This is a genomic window from Microbacterium oxydans (genome assembly GCF_026559675.1).
Lineage (GTDB): Bacteria > Actinomycetota > Actinomycetes > Actinomycetales > Microbacteriaceae > Microbacterium > Microbacterium oxydans_D.
The window spans coordinates 1,145,145-1,158,747 of the sequence record NZ_CP092891.1 but is presented as its reverse complement, the minus strand read 5'-3'; the positions used below and the strand labels follow the sequence as shown (position 1 = coordinate 1,158,747).

At 71.5% G+C, this 13,603-nt stretch carries 16 protein-coding genes; 9 read left to right on the top strand and 7 right to left on the bottom strand.

Going from position 1 to position 13,603, the window contains the following annotated elements; translation table 11 throughout:
• Positions 1–11: 11 nt before the first annotated feature.
• Positions 12–1,460, bottom strand: coding sequence for a glyceraldehyde-3-phosphate dehydrogenase (locus MME74_RS05515; RefSeq protein WP_267417722.1), 1,449 nt, complete (start codon positions 1,458–1,460; stop codon positions 12–14).
• 241 nt (positions 1,461–1,701) lie between these two features.
• On the opposite strand from MME74_RS05515, the gene MME74_RS05510 reads away from it, so the two are divergent.
• Both MME74_RS05510 and MME74_RS05505 read left to right on the top strand, forming a co-directional pair.
• Positions 1,702–2,070: a DMT family transporter gene (locus MME74_RS05510; RefSeq protein ID WP_267417721.1), complete on the top strand. Its 369-nt coding sequence runs from the start codon at positions 1,702–1,704 to the stop codon at positions 2,068–2,070.
• Positions 2,067–2,390 (top strand): DMT family transporter, encoded by a 324-nt coding sequence (locus tag MME74_RS05505; protein WP_267417720.1) that lies wholly within the window; start codon positions 2,067–2,069, stop codon positions 2,388–2,390. The genes MME74_RS05510 and MME74_RS05505 overlap by 4 nt, the downstream gene beginning before the upstream one ends.
• Positions 2,391–2,415: 25 nt before the next feature.
• Here the strand turns inward: MME74_RS05505 and MME74_RS05500 are convergent, their stop codons facing one another.
• The 4 genes from MME74_RS05500 to MME74_RS05485 all read right to left on the bottom strand — a co-directional run bounded on the left by MME74_RS05500 (position 2,416) and on the right by MME74_RS05485 (position 5,539).
• Complete coding sequence (locus MME74_RS05500) at positions 2,416–3,081, bottom strand: SDR family oxidoreductase (protein WP_267417719.1); 666 nt, start codon at positions 3,079–3,081, stop codon at positions 2,416–2,418.
• A gap of 31 nt (positions 3,082–3,112) precedes the next feature.
• Positions 3,113–3,655, bottom strand: coding sequence for a hypothetical protein (locus MME74_RS05495; RefSeq protein ID WP_267417718.1), 543 nt, complete (start codon positions 3,653–3,655; stop codon positions 3,113–3,115).
• A 62-nt stretch (positions 3,656–3,717) separates the two neighbouring features.
• A complete protein-coding gene (murQ, locus tag MME74_RS05490; RefSeq protein ID WP_267417717.1) occupies positions 3,718–4,653 on the bottom strand; it encodes an N-acetylmuramic acid 6-phosphate etherase in 936 nt (311 codons plus the stop codon).
• Complete coding sequence (locus MME74_RS05485; protein ID WP_267417716.1) at positions 4,643–5,539, bottom strand: BadF/BadG/BcrA/BcrD ATPase family protein; 897 nt, start codon at positions 5,537–5,539, stop codon at positions 4,643–4,645. Before MME74_RS05485 ends, murQ begins: the two co-directional genes overlap by 11 nt.
• A gap of 136 nt (positions 5,540–5,675) precedes the next feature.
• On the opposite strand from MME74_RS05485, the gene MME74_RS05480 reads away from it, so the two are divergent.
• Complete coding sequence (locus MME74_RS05480) at positions 5,676–6,533, top strand: MurR/RpiR family transcriptional regulator (RefSeq protein WP_267417715.1); 858 nt, start codon at positions 5,676–5,678, stop codon at positions 6,531–6,533.
• A gap of 77 nt (positions 6,534–6,610) precedes the next feature.
• Here the strand turns inward: MME74_RS05480 and MME74_RS05475 are convergent, their stop codons facing one another.
• Positions 6,611–7,753 carry a DUF998 domain-containing protein gene (locus MME74_RS05475; protein ID WP_267417714.1) on the bottom strand — a complete coding sequence of 381 codons (1,143 nt, stop codon included), beginning with the start codon at positions 7,751–7,753 and terminating at the stop codon, positions 6,611–6,613.
• 66 nt (positions 7,754–7,819) lie between these two features.
• Here MME74_RS05475 and MME74_RS05470 point away from each other — a divergent pair, with 66 nt between their 5' ends.
• From MME74_RS05470 to MME74_RS05460, 3 genes are all read left to right on the top strand, one after another.
• Positions 7,820–8,470: an HAD-IA family hydrolase gene (locus tag MME74_RS05470; protein WP_267417713.1), complete on the top strand. Its 651-nt coding sequence runs from the start codon at positions 7,820–7,822 to the stop codon at positions 8,468–8,470.
• 72 nt (positions 8,471–8,542) lie between these two features.
• A complete protein-coding gene (locus MME74_RS05465; RefSeq protein WP_267417712.1) occupies positions 8,543–8,899 on the top strand; it encodes a YidH family protein in 357 nt (118 codons plus the stop codon).
• Positions 8,896–9,276, top strand: coding sequence for a DUF202 domain-containing protein (locus MME74_RS05460; RefSeq protein ID WP_267417711.1), 381 nt, complete (start codon positions 8,896–8,898; stop codon positions 9,274–9,276). Before MME74_RS05465 ends, MME74_RS05460 begins: the two co-directional genes overlap by 4 nt.
• Before the next feature lie 55 nt (positions 9,277–9,331).
• Here MME74_RS05460 and MME74_RS05455 read toward each other — a convergent pair whose 3' ends face one another.
• Positions 9,332–9,769, bottom strand: coding sequence for an Lrp/AsnC family transcriptional regulator (locus MME74_RS05455; protein WP_267417710.1), 438 nt, complete (start codon positions 9,767–9,769; stop codon positions 9,332–9,334).
• A 152-nt stretch (positions 9,770–9,921) separates the two neighbouring features.
• Here MME74_RS05455 and MME74_RS05450 point away from each other — a divergent pair, with 152 nt between their 5' ends.
• Genes MME74_RS05450 through MME74_RS05440 form a run of 3 tightly spaced genes read left to right on the top strand, consistent with a single transcriptional unit; the run spans position 9,922 to position 13,501 of the window.
• Positions 9,922–11,040, top strand: coding sequence for a thiamine pyrophosphate-dependent enzyme (locus tag MME74_RS05450; protein ID WP_267417709.1), 1,119 nt, complete (start codon positions 9,922–9,924; stop codon positions 11,038–11,040).
• On the top strand, positions 11,037–12,065 hold the full coding sequence (locus MME74_RS05445) for an alpha-ketoacid dehydrogenase subunit beta (protein WP_267417708.1): 1,029 nt from the start codon (positions 11,037–11,039) through the stop codon (positions 12,063–12,065). Before MME74_RS05450 ends, MME74_RS05445 begins: the two co-directional genes overlap by 4 nt.
• On the top strand, positions 12,062–13,501 hold the full coding sequence (locus tag MME74_RS05440) for a dihydrolipoamide acetyltransferase family protein (protein WP_267417707.1): 1,440 nt from the start codon (positions 12,062–12,064) through the stop codon (positions 13,499–13,501). Before MME74_RS05445 ends, MME74_RS05440 begins: the two co-directional genes overlap by 4 nt.
• The last annotated feature ends 102 nt before the right edge of the window (positions 13,502–13,603 follow it).

Here is a 13,603-nt window from a genome sequence, read left to right as displayed (position 1 = left end):
CACGGGTGGTCTCAGCCCTGCAGGGTCACCTCACGACGCTCCGGAAGCACGATCGGGTGCGACCCGGCCATGACCTCGAGGACCCGGATCACCTGGCAGGAGTAGCCGAACTCGTTGTCGTACCAGACGTAGAGGATGAGCGTGTCCTCGTCGGCGATCGTGGCGAGGCCGTCGACGATGCCGGCACGGTGGGAGCCGACGAAGTCGGTGGAGACGACGTCGGGGCTCTCCACGTAGTCGATCTGCTGGCGCAGCTTGGAGTGCAGCGAGACGCGGCGCAGGTAGTCGTTGACCTGTTCCTTGGTCGCGGGCCGCTCGATCGTCAGGTGCAGCACCGCGAGCGACACGTCAGGGGTGGGGACGCGGATCGAGCTGCCGGTGAGCTTGCCCTCGAGCTGCGGGAGCGCCTTGGCGACGGCCTTCGCCGCCCCGGTCTCGGTGATGACCATGTTGAGCACCGCCGAGCGTCCGCGCCGGTCGCCCTTGTGGAAGTTGTCGATGAGGTTCTGGTCGTTCGTGAACGAGTGGACGGTCTCGACGTGGCCCTTGACGACGCCGTACGCTTCGTCGATCGCCGCGAGCACCGGCGTGATGGCGTTCGTCGTGCACGAGGCGGCGGAGAGGATGCGATCGGTGTCGGCGATCGTCTCGTCGTTGATGCCGTGCACGATGTTCTTGAGCGGACTCTTCCCCGGCGCGGTGAGGAGCACGCGGGCGACGCCCTTCGAGCGCAGGTGCTGCGAGAGCCCCTCCTCGTCGCGCCAGCGCCCGGTGTTGTCGACGACGATGGCGTCGTGGATGCCGTGGGCGGTGTAGTCGATGGTCGCCGGGTCGTCGGAGTAGATCACCTGGATGCGGGTGCCGTTCGCGATGATCTGCTCGGCCTCCTCGTCGACCGTGACGGATCCGGCGAAGCGGCCGTGCACCGAGTCGCGCAGCAGCAGGGACGCGCGCTTGGCGAGGTCGTTCTCGGCACCGCGACGGACGACGATCGCCCGCAGCCGCAGTCCGCTTCCTCCGCCGGTGTGGGCGATGAGGATGCGGGCGAGCAGGCGCCCGATGCGTCCGAAGCCGTACAGCACGACGTCGGTGGGTTCGGCGGCGACGGCCCCCATCGCGGGAGCGAGGACCTCGGCGAGGTAGGTCTCCAGCGACTGGCCGCTCTCGGCGTGGCCGGCGACGAGGCGGGCGATGTCGAGGGACGAGGCACCCGGAGCGAGCGCATGGATCGCCTCCAGCACGGCCAGGCTGTCGTCGAGGGGAAGGCGCTCGTGCCCGAGCTGGGCCACGCGTTCGTGCACCTCGACGAGGCCGGTCGCCGAGAGCCCGAGCAGGCGGTGCCCGTGCAGCGAGGTGACCACGTCGTGTTCGCGTCGGAGTGCTCCGATGAGCGGGATCATCCGCTCCGCCAGCTCTTCGCTCTCGGTCCAGTCGTCGCGGTGTGCCGCGGAATCGTTCATCTGCGTCCTTGCATGGTGAGCGCGCGCCGAGATCACCGGCGCGCGAGTTGCCGGGTGGATCGGGGGATGTCTCCAGCGTACAAGTCGGTCGAACACGCACCGAATCCGGGCGTCGGGAAGCCCGAAGGACACACGCTCGTGGCGCGCACGCCACCGCACCGGGGCACTCCGCAGCCGCCGAGGGAATCCCGCACGCCGCCCTCGCGTTCCCCTCCTCGGACGCTCCACGAAAGGCCCTCCGATGACTGACCGCCCCCGCCGCTCGGCATGGCCTCCCCTGCTGGTCGCGATCGGCCTGGAGGTCACCGCGACCCTCTCGCTGCGAGCCGCCGAGGGATTCACGCATCCGCTCTGGCTGATCGTCGTGGTGCTCGGGTACTCCGGCTCGCTGTGGCTGCTGTCGGTCGTCCTCGATCGCGGGATGCCGGTGGGTGTCGCATACGGCATCTGGTCGGCGTTCGGGGTCGTGCTCACCGCGGTGCTCGGCACCGTGCTGTTCGGCGAGCTGCTGGGCCCGGTGCAGATCATCGGCGTCGGCGTGATCGTGCTCGGCGTGCTGCTCGTCGAGCTCGGCTCGCACAAGCGTGAGGCGACGGAGGTCACCCCGTGACCTGGCTGCTGCTGTCACTCGCCATCGTGAGTGAAGTCACCGCGACGCTGAGCCTGCGCGCCTCCGAGGGCCTGCGCCGCCGCCGCTGGATACCCGTGATCGTGGTCGGCTACCTCGCCGCGTTCACGCTGCTCGGCACGATCCTCGCTCTGGGGATGCCGGTGGGCGTCGCCTATGGCATCTGGGCGGCCGCCGGCGTCGCGCTGACCGCCGTGCTGGGACGGGTGATCTTCAAGGACCACTTCTCGGCGATGATGGCCGTCGGTGTCGCGCTCATCGCGGTCGGCGTGGGCCTGATCGAGTTCGGCGGCGGGCACTGATCGCGACCCTATCGGCCCCGTCCCCTCAGTACTGCGCCGAGAACGCGCCGTCGGACTTGAGCAGCTGACCCGAGATCCAGCGCCCCTCGTCCGAGACGAGGAATTCGACGACCGCAGCCACGTCCGTCGGCTGCCCGAGGCGCCCCAGGGGCGTCATCCCCGCCAGCCCCGTGCGCGTCTCGTCGTCCATCCACCCGGTGTCGATCGGTCCGGGGTTCAGGACGTTCGCCGAGATCCCGCGCGGTCCGAGCTCACGCGCGGCCGAGATCACCAGCCGATCGAGCGCGCCCTTCGACGCACCGTACGGGAGGTTCCCGGTCACGTGGTCGCTGGTGAGCGCGAGGATCACTCCCCCGTCGTCGCCGACCTGCCGCGCGAACGCCGCGATCAGCAGCAGACTCGCCCGCGCGTTCACGGCGACGTGCAGATCGAAGCTCTCGGCGGTCGTGTCGAGGATGCCGGACTCCACATCGTGCGCGTGACTGAGGATGAGCGCCGAGATCGGTCCGTGTGCGGCGTTCACCTCGGCGATCAGGGCGTCGGGCCCCTCCGACGTGGAGAGGTCGGCGAGGCGATCGGCATCGCGGACGTCGCTCGTGACGACCGTCCAGCCGGCGGCACGGAGTCGGGGGACGATGCCCGCGGCGATGCTGTTCGCGCGCGCAGCGCCGGTGATCAGAGCGAGGGGCATCCGGCCACGCTACCGGACCCCGCGGCGACGGTCAGGTGCCGAGGCAGGTCACCGCGGTGCCGGCCGCGAGCGCCCACGACTCGATCGTCAGCAGGCGTGCGGTGCGACCGTGGTGCACGGGTTCGATGAACCAGCCCTCCACCACGTTCCACAGCACCACCGCGATCACCCCGACGACGATGAGGATCGCGAGCAGTCCGGAGAGACCGCCGTGCCCGCCGTGCGGACCCGCCGTCACGCCCGTCGCCGAGGCCGCGCCCGTCGACGCGCTCTCGAAGGAGCACACGGCCAGGAGCAGCGCGACGAGCGCCCGTCGGAAGCAGCCGGCAGCCTCCGGAGTGCCGCGCACCCCCATCGTGCCGAGCATCGCGGAGAGCAGCAGCACGGCGCCGAGCACGAGCCCCGAGAGCGGCGCGCCGTCCGTGAGCGCGGTCACCAGCATCGCCACCGCCATCACCAGCACGGTCTGGCGCCCCTGCCAGGGCACCGCACGGCCGCCCGCGATCGAGGTTCCCGCCGCGACGACCGCTGCCGCGGCCATCAGCCAGGGCGCCGCCGGCACGAGATCATCCACACCCGAATCCTATTGAGCGCGGGCGGGCGCGGGGCCGTGCCCGGGCGACGAAGGACCCTGGCTCAGGCGAGGGCGGCGATCGCGTCCCGGAGGACGCCGTCCGCCGCGTCGAGGGCGGATGCCGCGGTCTGCGGTGCGGCGTCGGTCGCGAGCATCAGGAGCGCGAGCTTGACTGATCCGTCCGCCGCCCGGAGTGCGTCGGCGGCCCGGTCGATATCCACGCCCGCGAGCTGCGAGACCGTGCGGATCGAGCGCGCGTGGAGCTTCTCGTTCGTGGCGAGCAGGTCGACCATCACCCCGCGGTACGTCTTGCCGAGGTTGATCATCGAGAGCGTCGTGAGCATGTTCACGACGAGCTTCTGCGCGGTCCCCGACTTGAGCCGGGTGGACCCGGAGATGAACTCGGGCCCGGTGACGACCTCGATCGCCACCTCGGCGACGGCTCCGATCTCGGAGCCCGCGTTCGAGGCGATGGCCGCGGTGAACGCCCCCACGCTGCGCGCGTAGGCCAGTCCGCCCACCACGTACGGGGTGCGGCCGGAGGCCGAGATGCCCACCACCGTGTCGTTCTCAGAGAGCCGGAGCTCGCGGAGCGACGCGCCGGCCGCCTCCTCGTCGTCCTCCGCGTTCTCCACGGCGGAGCGGATCGCGGTCTCGCCCCCGGCGATCAGGCCGACCACCATCGACGGGTCGGTGCCGAACGTGGGCGGGCACTCGCTGGCGTCGAGCACGCCGATGCGCCCTGCCGTCCCGGCACCGATGTAGATGAGGCGCCCGCCGCGACGGAACCGCTCGGTGATGCCGTCGACGACGGTGGCGATCTCGTCCGCGCGCTCGGCCACGGCCTCGGGCACACGCCTGTCCTCCGCGTTCATCCGCCGCACGAGCTCGGCCGTGCCCAGCAGGTCCAGATCGCCGCGCTCGGTCGTCGACGCCTCGGTGTCGAGGCCCTCGAGGACGGAGAGGAGAGCGGACAGGCGGGAGTCGTCATTCGGCACGGTGGACGAACCTTTCGTGGGGGAGGTCGGTGCGGCGCGCGAGCAGCAGCGCACCGTCCAGGGCGTCGCCGGCGGACGGCACGATGGTGCGTCCCGCCGCGTCGAGTGCGGAGACCAGTTCGGCACGGAACCAGTCGTGATCGGTGAGGCCGCCGTGGAGCGCGACCTCGGGGGCGAGCGACGACGCGGCGACGGCGGAAGCGGTGAGCAGGCGGACGGCCTCCGCGGCGATCTCCCCCGCGACGGCGTCACCGTCCGCCGCGGCGTCCAGCACGAGCGGTGCGAGGGTTCCGAGCCGTCGGGCGATCGATCCGCCCTCCGCGACCCAGGAGACCACGTCGTCGGCGGGACGGATGCTCTCGGCCACGGTCGTCGTCAGGCGGGTCGCGGGCCCGAGTCCGACGGCGGCGCGCTGCACGGCCCTGGCGGCCTCGCGCCCGAGCCAGGACCCGCTGCCGAGGTCGCCGAGGTCGGGGCCCCAGCCGTCGATGAGGCGGATGCCGTCGGCGTCGGCGCCGAGCGCCGCCGCACCGGTTCCGGCGATGAGGAGCACGCCGGGGGCACCGCCGAGCGCACCCGCGTGGGCCGTCACGACATCGGAGGCGACGGCCACCCGCGCCCGGGTCGATGCGGCGAGCGCGCTCGCGAGCGCCTGGGCGGCGACGGGTGCGGCCCACGCCCCGGCCGCTCCGACGCCGAGCAGCGCGGGAGGCGCGTCGAGGTCGAGCAGGGGCAGGATGGCCGCGATCGCGTCGTCGACGCCGCGGGGAGTCGCGAGTCCGGGGGCACCGACTCCCGAGCGGATGAGGCGCTCGCCCTGGTCGATGAGGATGCGGCATCGGGTCTTGCCGAGGTCGACCGCCGCGGTCGTCGGGACGCTGCTCATCTCTCTCCTCGCTCTGCCCTGCGGAACACTTTCGGAAAGAACTCTACATTGAATCTAAAACTACTGAAAAGAATTTACGGAGCGTCCGACCGAACAGCCAGGACATACTGAGAATCCCACACCCCCGGAGGAGCAGATGAGCATCCAGTCGACGATCGAGGCCGCCGCCTCGACGCTGCCGCCCTCACTCGCCCGTGTCGGGGCGGCGATCAGGGAGAACCCCCACGTCGTCATCGACATGACCATCAACGAGCTCGCCGAGGAATGCCACACGTCGGTGGCTTCGGTCGTGCGATTCTGCCGAGCGATCGGGTTCAGCGGATATGCCCCGCTACGGATGGCGCTCGCGACCGAGCTCGGCAAGGAGGAGGCGCAGTTCTCGGCCCGCGGCGCCTTCGGCTCGGAGATCTCCGACGAGGACACGCTCCACGAGGCCGTCTCCAAGCTCGCCGCGCTCGAGCTGCTCGCGATCGAGGAGACCGTCGCACGACTCGACTTCACGGTGCTCGAGGCCGCGATCGACGCCGTGGACGCGGCCGACCGCATCCTGCTGTTCGGGATCGGCGCCAGCCAGTTCGTCGCGGAGGACCTCGCCCACAAGCTCCTCCGGGTGGGGCGCAACGCCCACGTGCCCTCCGACCCCCACGAGGCGATCGCGGCGACCGTGCTGCACACCGCCCCCACGGTCGCCATCGGCTTCTCCCACGCCGGATCGACGACCGAGACCGTGCGCTTCCTCCAGACCGCCCGGGCCAACGGCGCCGCGACCATCGCGGTCACCTCCGCCAAGGACTCCCCCCTGGCACGCGCCGCCGACCACGCGCTGTTCACCGAGGTCCGCGAATCCACCTTCCGCGCCGGCGCGATGGTCAGCCGGATCGCCCAGCTGGCCCTGGTCGACTGCCTCTTCGTCGGCATCGCCAAGCGCCGCTTCGCCGAGACGGTCGATGCGCTGCAGCGCACACGCGAGGCCACCCGCGCCCTGCGCGACTGACACGGCGGCGCAGCACCGCCCTCCACCTCACCTGGTGGTGATCACGCCGGCCCGTCGCACGGGCGTCGAGCGCGCGGTCACGACACCGCCTCCGAGACCGCGCCGTCCGCCCGTCCTTCCTCGACACCGCGCGCAGCAGACGAGGTCCCCACGGATCCCGCCGTGCGCAGGAAGACGATGATCCAGCTGAAGATCAGGACCGCGGCGATGAGCTCGACAGCGGTGAGGTTGTAGTAGCCGACCGCGAAGAACGCCGCGAGCAGGACGATGACGAGCACGTACGCCCAGCCGAACGCGACGAACACCCGCGGGATGGTGGGCAGGAACCACGGGAGTCCGACCACGACCACCGCGAACACGACGGTCATCCCCGTCGCGACGGTGTTGTGCACGAGGAAGAACTCGTCCACCGGGAAGATCCCGACGCAGGCCAGGAAGATCCCCATCAGGATCAGGCCGCCGCGCACGATGAACCGTCCGCGGCGATCGGCCGGGTCTTCGGCGGGCAGCCCCGCGGTCGCGTAGCGCGAGATCGTCGTGATCATGACGCCGGCGATGACCAGCGTCACGTTGAACGCGACGGACGCGCTGTTGGTGCTCATGCCCAACGCGGACAGGTTGTCGCGCCACCAGTGCACGTCGCTGGAGGCGAGCATGCTGGCGAAGGCGCCGATCACGAGGAACACCGCGAGCACGAGCGACAGCACCATCGGCGTGAGCGCGACGGCGCTGAGGAATGAGACGTATCCGGTCAGGGCGAAGGCCACGGCCACCAGCACGGCGCCGGGGAACGGGAACACCGGCGCGTCGGTGAAGCTGCGCTCGAGCAGCTCCGCGATCCCCAGCCAGCCCAGGCACGCGATCGCCGCATGCGCGAACGCGATCGCTGCGAGGTCGTACCAGCGCAGCCGATCGCCGGGCACGCTGAAACCGTCGCGGACGGCCTGCGGATCGGGCTGCTCCGGCCGCACGGCGAGGCGTCCGAGGGTGAAGGCGATCACCGCGGTGATCGCACCGCCGTACGCGGCGAACACGCCGATGGAGCCCGGGCCGCTGATGGCCAGCTCGTGCCCCCAGAACACCGGGAGACCGATCACGAAGCCGACGACGAGGAAGCCGCCGCCCACGATCAGCGCGGTCGCCTCGAAGACCGTCTCCGCCGTCTCCGGACCGCGCACCTGCCGCAGCACCTGCATCACCCTGCTCGCGAGTGCGTTCATGGTCTTTCCTTCCCGATGCACATCCTAGAAGCCGGCCCTGCCGGCCGCCCGCAGTAGCCTGGAGCGGTGACCCAGACTCTCTCCGCCCGCGCCGTCCTCCTCGACATGGACGGGACCCTCGTCGACTCGACAGCGGTCGTGGAGCGGCTGTGGCTCGCGTGGGCCGAGCCGCACGGCATCGATCCGGAGACCGTGCTGCGCACCGTGCACGGCCGGCAGGGGCACCAGAGCATGGCGATCATGCTCCCGGAGCGCGACCACGCCATCAACCTCCGGGAGAACGACGTCATGCTCGCCACCGAGGCGGGCGACGTCGACGGAGTGATCGAGGTCCCCGGAGCGCGGGTACTGCTCGACGCCCTGCAGCCGTTCCCGCACGCCATCGTCACCTCCGCCAACGTCGCCCTCATGACGGCGCGGATGCGGGCCGCCGGTCTGACCGTGCCCGCGCACAGCGTCACCGCCGAAGACGTGTCGGCGTCCAAGCCCGACCCGGAGGGCTTCCTCCGGGGTGCGGAGATGCTGGGGATCGACCCCGCGGACTGCCTCGTGTTCGAGGACTCGGGCGCGGGCATCCAGGCGGGTCTCGCCGCCGGCATGCGCGTGATCGGTGTCGGACCGCATGCCGCCGCGCACCACCCGACCGCCCTGGTTTCCGACCTCTCCCAGGTGACCGTCTCCGCCACGGCCACCGGGTTCGACATCACCGTCGACTGACGCCGACTCCCCCGTCCGGCCCGGGCGACACCCGAGCCCCGTCCCCTCCGCACCCGCCGCTACGATGAGGCGATGCGACGTTTCCCCGCCTCCGTGTTCGGCATCGGCGAAGAGCCGGATCCGCGCTTCTCGCTGGCGAACGAGCGCACCTTCCTCGCCTGGACGCGCACCGGACTCGCCCTCATCGCCGGCGGTGTCGCCCTGGAGGTGCTCGGCCTGGATCTGCACCCCGGGTTCCGCCTCGCGGCGTCGCTGCTCCTCATGATCACCGGAACCGCGGTCGCCCCTCTCGCCTGGTGGGAGTGGATGCGGGCGGAACGGGCCATGCGGCAGTCCCGTCCCCTTCCCGGGGCGTTCTCCGCCGTCGTGCTCGCGGTCGTCGCGACCGTCGTGGGCCTGCTGGTCCTGGCCGGGGTGCTCTGGCGGTGACCGGTCCGGGACCGTTCGATCCGGGTCTGCAACCGGAGCGCACCGAACTCGCCTGGCGGCGCACCGCCCTGGCGATCGCGATCGGCTCCCTGATCTCGCTGCGGATCTTCCCTCTTGTGCTGCCGTCCGCCGGCGCCGTCTGGGGACTCGTCCCGGGGGCGGTCGGGCTCGCCGCCGCGTGCGCACTCTGGTTCGCCGCGCGGCGTCGCCAGCTGCGGGTCACCGCCGCGCTGCGGGCGTCGCTCCTGCCCGGACCGCCGACCGTCACGGCACCGGGCGGCGGGATGATGCTCGCGCTGACCGCGCTCGCGACCGCCTTCGGTGCGGCGTGCATCGCGATCGTCATCGTGTCGTCCCTCGCCGGCGACGGCATCTGAGCGGGCTCCCTCGCGGGGGGCGGGATCACGTCCGCACTCCCCCGAGGGTCGGGTCTCAGTCCCGCGTGTAGTCCTCGAAGATCAGGGTCGTCCTCGTCGAGCGGATCGACGGGATCGCCTGGATGTCCTCCAGCACGATCCGACGCAGGTCCCGGGCGTCGTTCGCGCGCACCAGGAGGATCACGTCGAAGTCTCCGCCGACCAGCGCCATGTGCTCGATCTCGGGGATGGCCCGCAGCCGGTCGCTCACGGCCTGCCAGGTGGCCTGCTCGATCGCCAGCGTGACGTAGGCGCTCGCGTGATGGCCGAGCAGCACCGGGTCGGTCCGCACCGAGTAGCCGGTGATCACCCCGGCATCCGTGAGCCGCTTGATCCTCGCGTGCGCCCCCGCTCGGGAGATGTGCACCGCATCCGCGATCGCCGTCATCGAGGAACGCGCGTCGCGGCGCAGCTCCTCGAGGATCGCTCGATCCGTCTCGTCCAGCGCGATCATGTGACCCCTTCCATCGGTCCACAATTTCTGACGTTTCGCTCAAGAATGCCCCATTCGGAGCACTTTCATCCATGAATGAGCAAATGATCTTGGATGACTGTCGCGCGCGGAGGCATGCTGTCCCCATCGAGTTCGGCAAGGAGGGCGAACGGATGCAGCACACCGACATGCTCCCGCGAGACACCGCGGTGCGACTGATCGACGAGCACGGGACGGCCGTCCCGGATGAGCGCTACGCGCTCCCCGACACCGCGTCCCTGCTGGCCGCGTATCGCGGCCTCGTCGAGGGCCGACGGATCAACGACCAGGCCGGCGCCCTCGTGCGCCAGGGACGCCTCGCCGTCTATCCCTCCTCGCACGGGCAGGAGGCCTGCCAGGTCGGCGCCGCGATGGTGCTCGGCGACACGGACTGGCTGTTCCCGACCTATCGCGACTCCGTCGCCGTCATCGCCCGCGGTGTCGATCCCGCCGACGCCATGGTGCTCCTCAAGGGCGACTGGCACTCCGGCTACGACGTGCGCGCCCATCGCGTCGCCCCGCAGGCGACCCCGCTCGCCACGCAGCTCCTGCATGCGGTGGGCTTCGCTCAGGCCGCGAAGCATCGCGGCGAGGACACCGTCGTGCTGGCGCTCTGCGGCGACGGCGCGACCAGCGAGGGCGACTTCCACGAGGCGATGAACTTCGCCGCCGTCTTCCACGTGCCCGTCGTGTTCTTCGTGCAGAACAACGAGTTCGCGATCTCGGTCCCGCTCTCCCGGCAGACGGCCGCCCCCTCCCTCGCCCACAAGGCCATCGGCTACGGAATGCCGGGGCAGCGCGTCGACGGGAACGACGTCGCCGCTGTGCTGGCCGTGCTGGGCGAGGCCGTGTCCCGCGCCCGCGCCGGCGGCGGTCCGTCGCTCGTCGAGGCCCACACGTATCGGATGCAGGCCCACACCAACGCCGACGACGACACCCGGTACCGCGAACGCGAGGAGGTGCAGGCGTGGATCGACCGCGACCCCCTGCTGCGTCTGCGCGCCCACCTCACGTCGACCGGCGCGCTCGACGCCGATGCCGAGGAGGGCTTCGCCGCCGGCGCCGAGGAGATCGCGACAGCCATGCGCGCCGCCCTGAACACCGATGCCGATCTCGACCCCGAAGACCTGTTCCGCTTCGTGACCGCGACCCGTTCGCCGCAGCTCGAGGAGCAGTGGCACCTGCTGCGCGACGAGATCGAGCGGTCGCGTCTCGCCGATGCGGGGACTGCCCGGGACGGAGACCACCGATGACCATCGCACAGCACGACACCCGCACGGAGAGCGAGGCGACGACCGTGACGACGATGAGCATGGCCGCTGCCCTGAACCGCGCGCTCGCCGACGCGATCGAGTCCGATCCGGACGTGGTGGTCTTCGGCGAGGACGTCGGGGCGCTCGGCGGGGTCTTCCGCATCACCGACGGCCTGACCGCGCGCTTCGGCGAGGAGCGCTGCTTCGACACCCCGCTCGCCGAATCCGGCATCGTCGGCACCGCCGTCGGCATGGCCATGAACGGCATGCGCCCGGTGATCGAGATGCAGTTCGACGCGTTCGCGCTCCCGGCGTTCGAGCAGGTCGTCAGCCACGTCGCGAAGCTCGGCAACCGCACCCGCGGCGGCATGCGGATGCCGCTGGTGATCCGCATCCCGTTCGGCGGCGGCATCGGCGGGGTCGAGCACCACTGCGACTCCTCCGAGGCCTACTACGCCCACACGCCCGGCCTCACGGTCGTGAGCCCGTCGACGCCGCAGGACGCCTACTCGCTGCTGCGTGCGGCGATCGCCTCCCCCGACCCGGTGATCTTCCTCGAGCCGAAGAAGCTGTACTGGGCCAAGGGCGAGGTCGACACCTCGATCACCGCCGAGCTCGGTTCGGCGCGCGTCGCCCGCGACGGGACGGACGTGACGCTGCTCGCCTACGGCGCCTCGGTGCCGCTCGCACTCGAGGCCGCCGAGGTCGCCGCCGCGGAGGGTCACAGCGTGCAGGTCGTCGACGTGCGCTCGCTCTCGCCGTTCGACGACGTCACCGTGACGGCCGCCGTCCGGTCGACCGGACGCGCCGTGGTCATCGCCGAAGCTCCCGGTTACGCGAGCGTCGCCTCCGAGATCCAGGCCCGTGTGTTCGAGCGCTGCTTCGAGTACCTCGCGGCTCCCGTGCGCCGCGTCACCGGCTTCGACACGCCCTACGCCCCGCCGAAGCTCGAGCACTGGTACCTGCCCGACGTCGACCGCGTGCTCGACGCGATCGACACCCTGCACTGGGACGAGGACGCATGAGCACCCCGCTGACATCGCACACCGGCACGCGGGTCTTCCGGCTGCCCGACCTCGGCGAGGGACTCACGGAGGCGGGTCTCGTGCAGTGGCTCGTCGCGGTCGGGGACACGATCACGACGGACCAGCCGATCGCCGAGGTCGAGACCGCCAAGAGCGTGGTCGAGCTGCCGTCCCCGTTCGAGGGGGTCGTCACCGCACTGCACGGCACGGCCGGAGACACCATCGACGTCGGCGCGCCGGTCCTCGAGGTGAGCGCGCCCGCGACCGCCCAGGGCGAAGACCCCGGAGATGCGCCGGCGACGATGGGCGACGCGGCCACCGCCGAGCCCGAACACGAGGCCTACCGCCAGGAGGAGCGGGCCGGATCCGGCAACGTCCTCATCGGCTACGGCACCACGGCACCGGCGGCGAAGGGGCGTCGCCGTCCGCGGGCCGGCGCGGCCCGCCCCGCCGGATCCGCATCGGCAGCGACCTCGGCACCGGCACGGACACCCACACCGACACCCGCACCGACGCCGCCGTCCGCTCCCGTCGAACGCCGTCCCGTGGCCGTCCGCTCCCCGCTCGTGCGCCGCCTCGCGCGCGATCTGGGTCTCGACGTGCACACGATCGCCGCGACCGGCGCCGACGGAGCCGTCACCCGCGCCGACGTGCTGCGCGCCGCCGTCGACAGTGCCGTGGACGGTGCTGCCGCACACCACCGCGACACCGCGACGGGCGCGGGCGAGTCGGTCGACGGCCTCACGGTCCTCTCGCGCGAGCGCCTGTCGCCGTTGCGGCGCGCGGTGAGCGCGAAGCTCAGCCGCAGCCGGTCCGAGATCCCCGAGGCGACCGTCTGGGTCGACGTCGACGCGACGGCGCTGTGGGACCTCCGCGGGCAGATGGCGCCCGAAGGCGGCAGGGCTCCGTCCCTCACCGCGCTCCTCGCCCGCTTCGTCCTGATCGCGCTGGAGGAGCACCCGGTGCTGGCATCACGGCTCAGCGACGACGGCGACGAGCTGATCTCGTTCGAGGGCGTCAACCTCGGCGTCGCCGCCGACACCGAGCGCGGACTCCTGGTCCCGGTGGTCCCCGGCGCGCACGCCCTCAGCGTGGACCGGCTCGACGCGGCTCTGCGTGAGCTCGCCGCGACCGCCCGTGCGGGGTCGATGCCTCCGGAGCGCCTGCGCGGTTCCACGTTCACCCTCAACAACTACGGCGGTCTGGGCGTCGACGGCTCGGCGGCGATCATCAACCACCCCGACGTCGCGATCCTCGGCATCGGCCGGATCCTCGAGCGGCCCTGGGTCGTGGACGGCGCGATCGTGGTCCGCCGGATCGTCCAGCTCTCGCTCGTCTTCGACCACCGGGTGTGCGACGGCGGCTACGCGGCCGGGTTCCTCCGCCGCGTGACCGAGCTCATCGAGCACCCGCTTCGGACGTTCGGGAGGCTCTGACCGGAATACCGAACTTCTTGCGCTCCCCCGTGGTCGATGCGCTACGCTCGGCGATTAACTGACCGACCATTCGGTCATGAAATATCGTCGGCACCTCGCCGT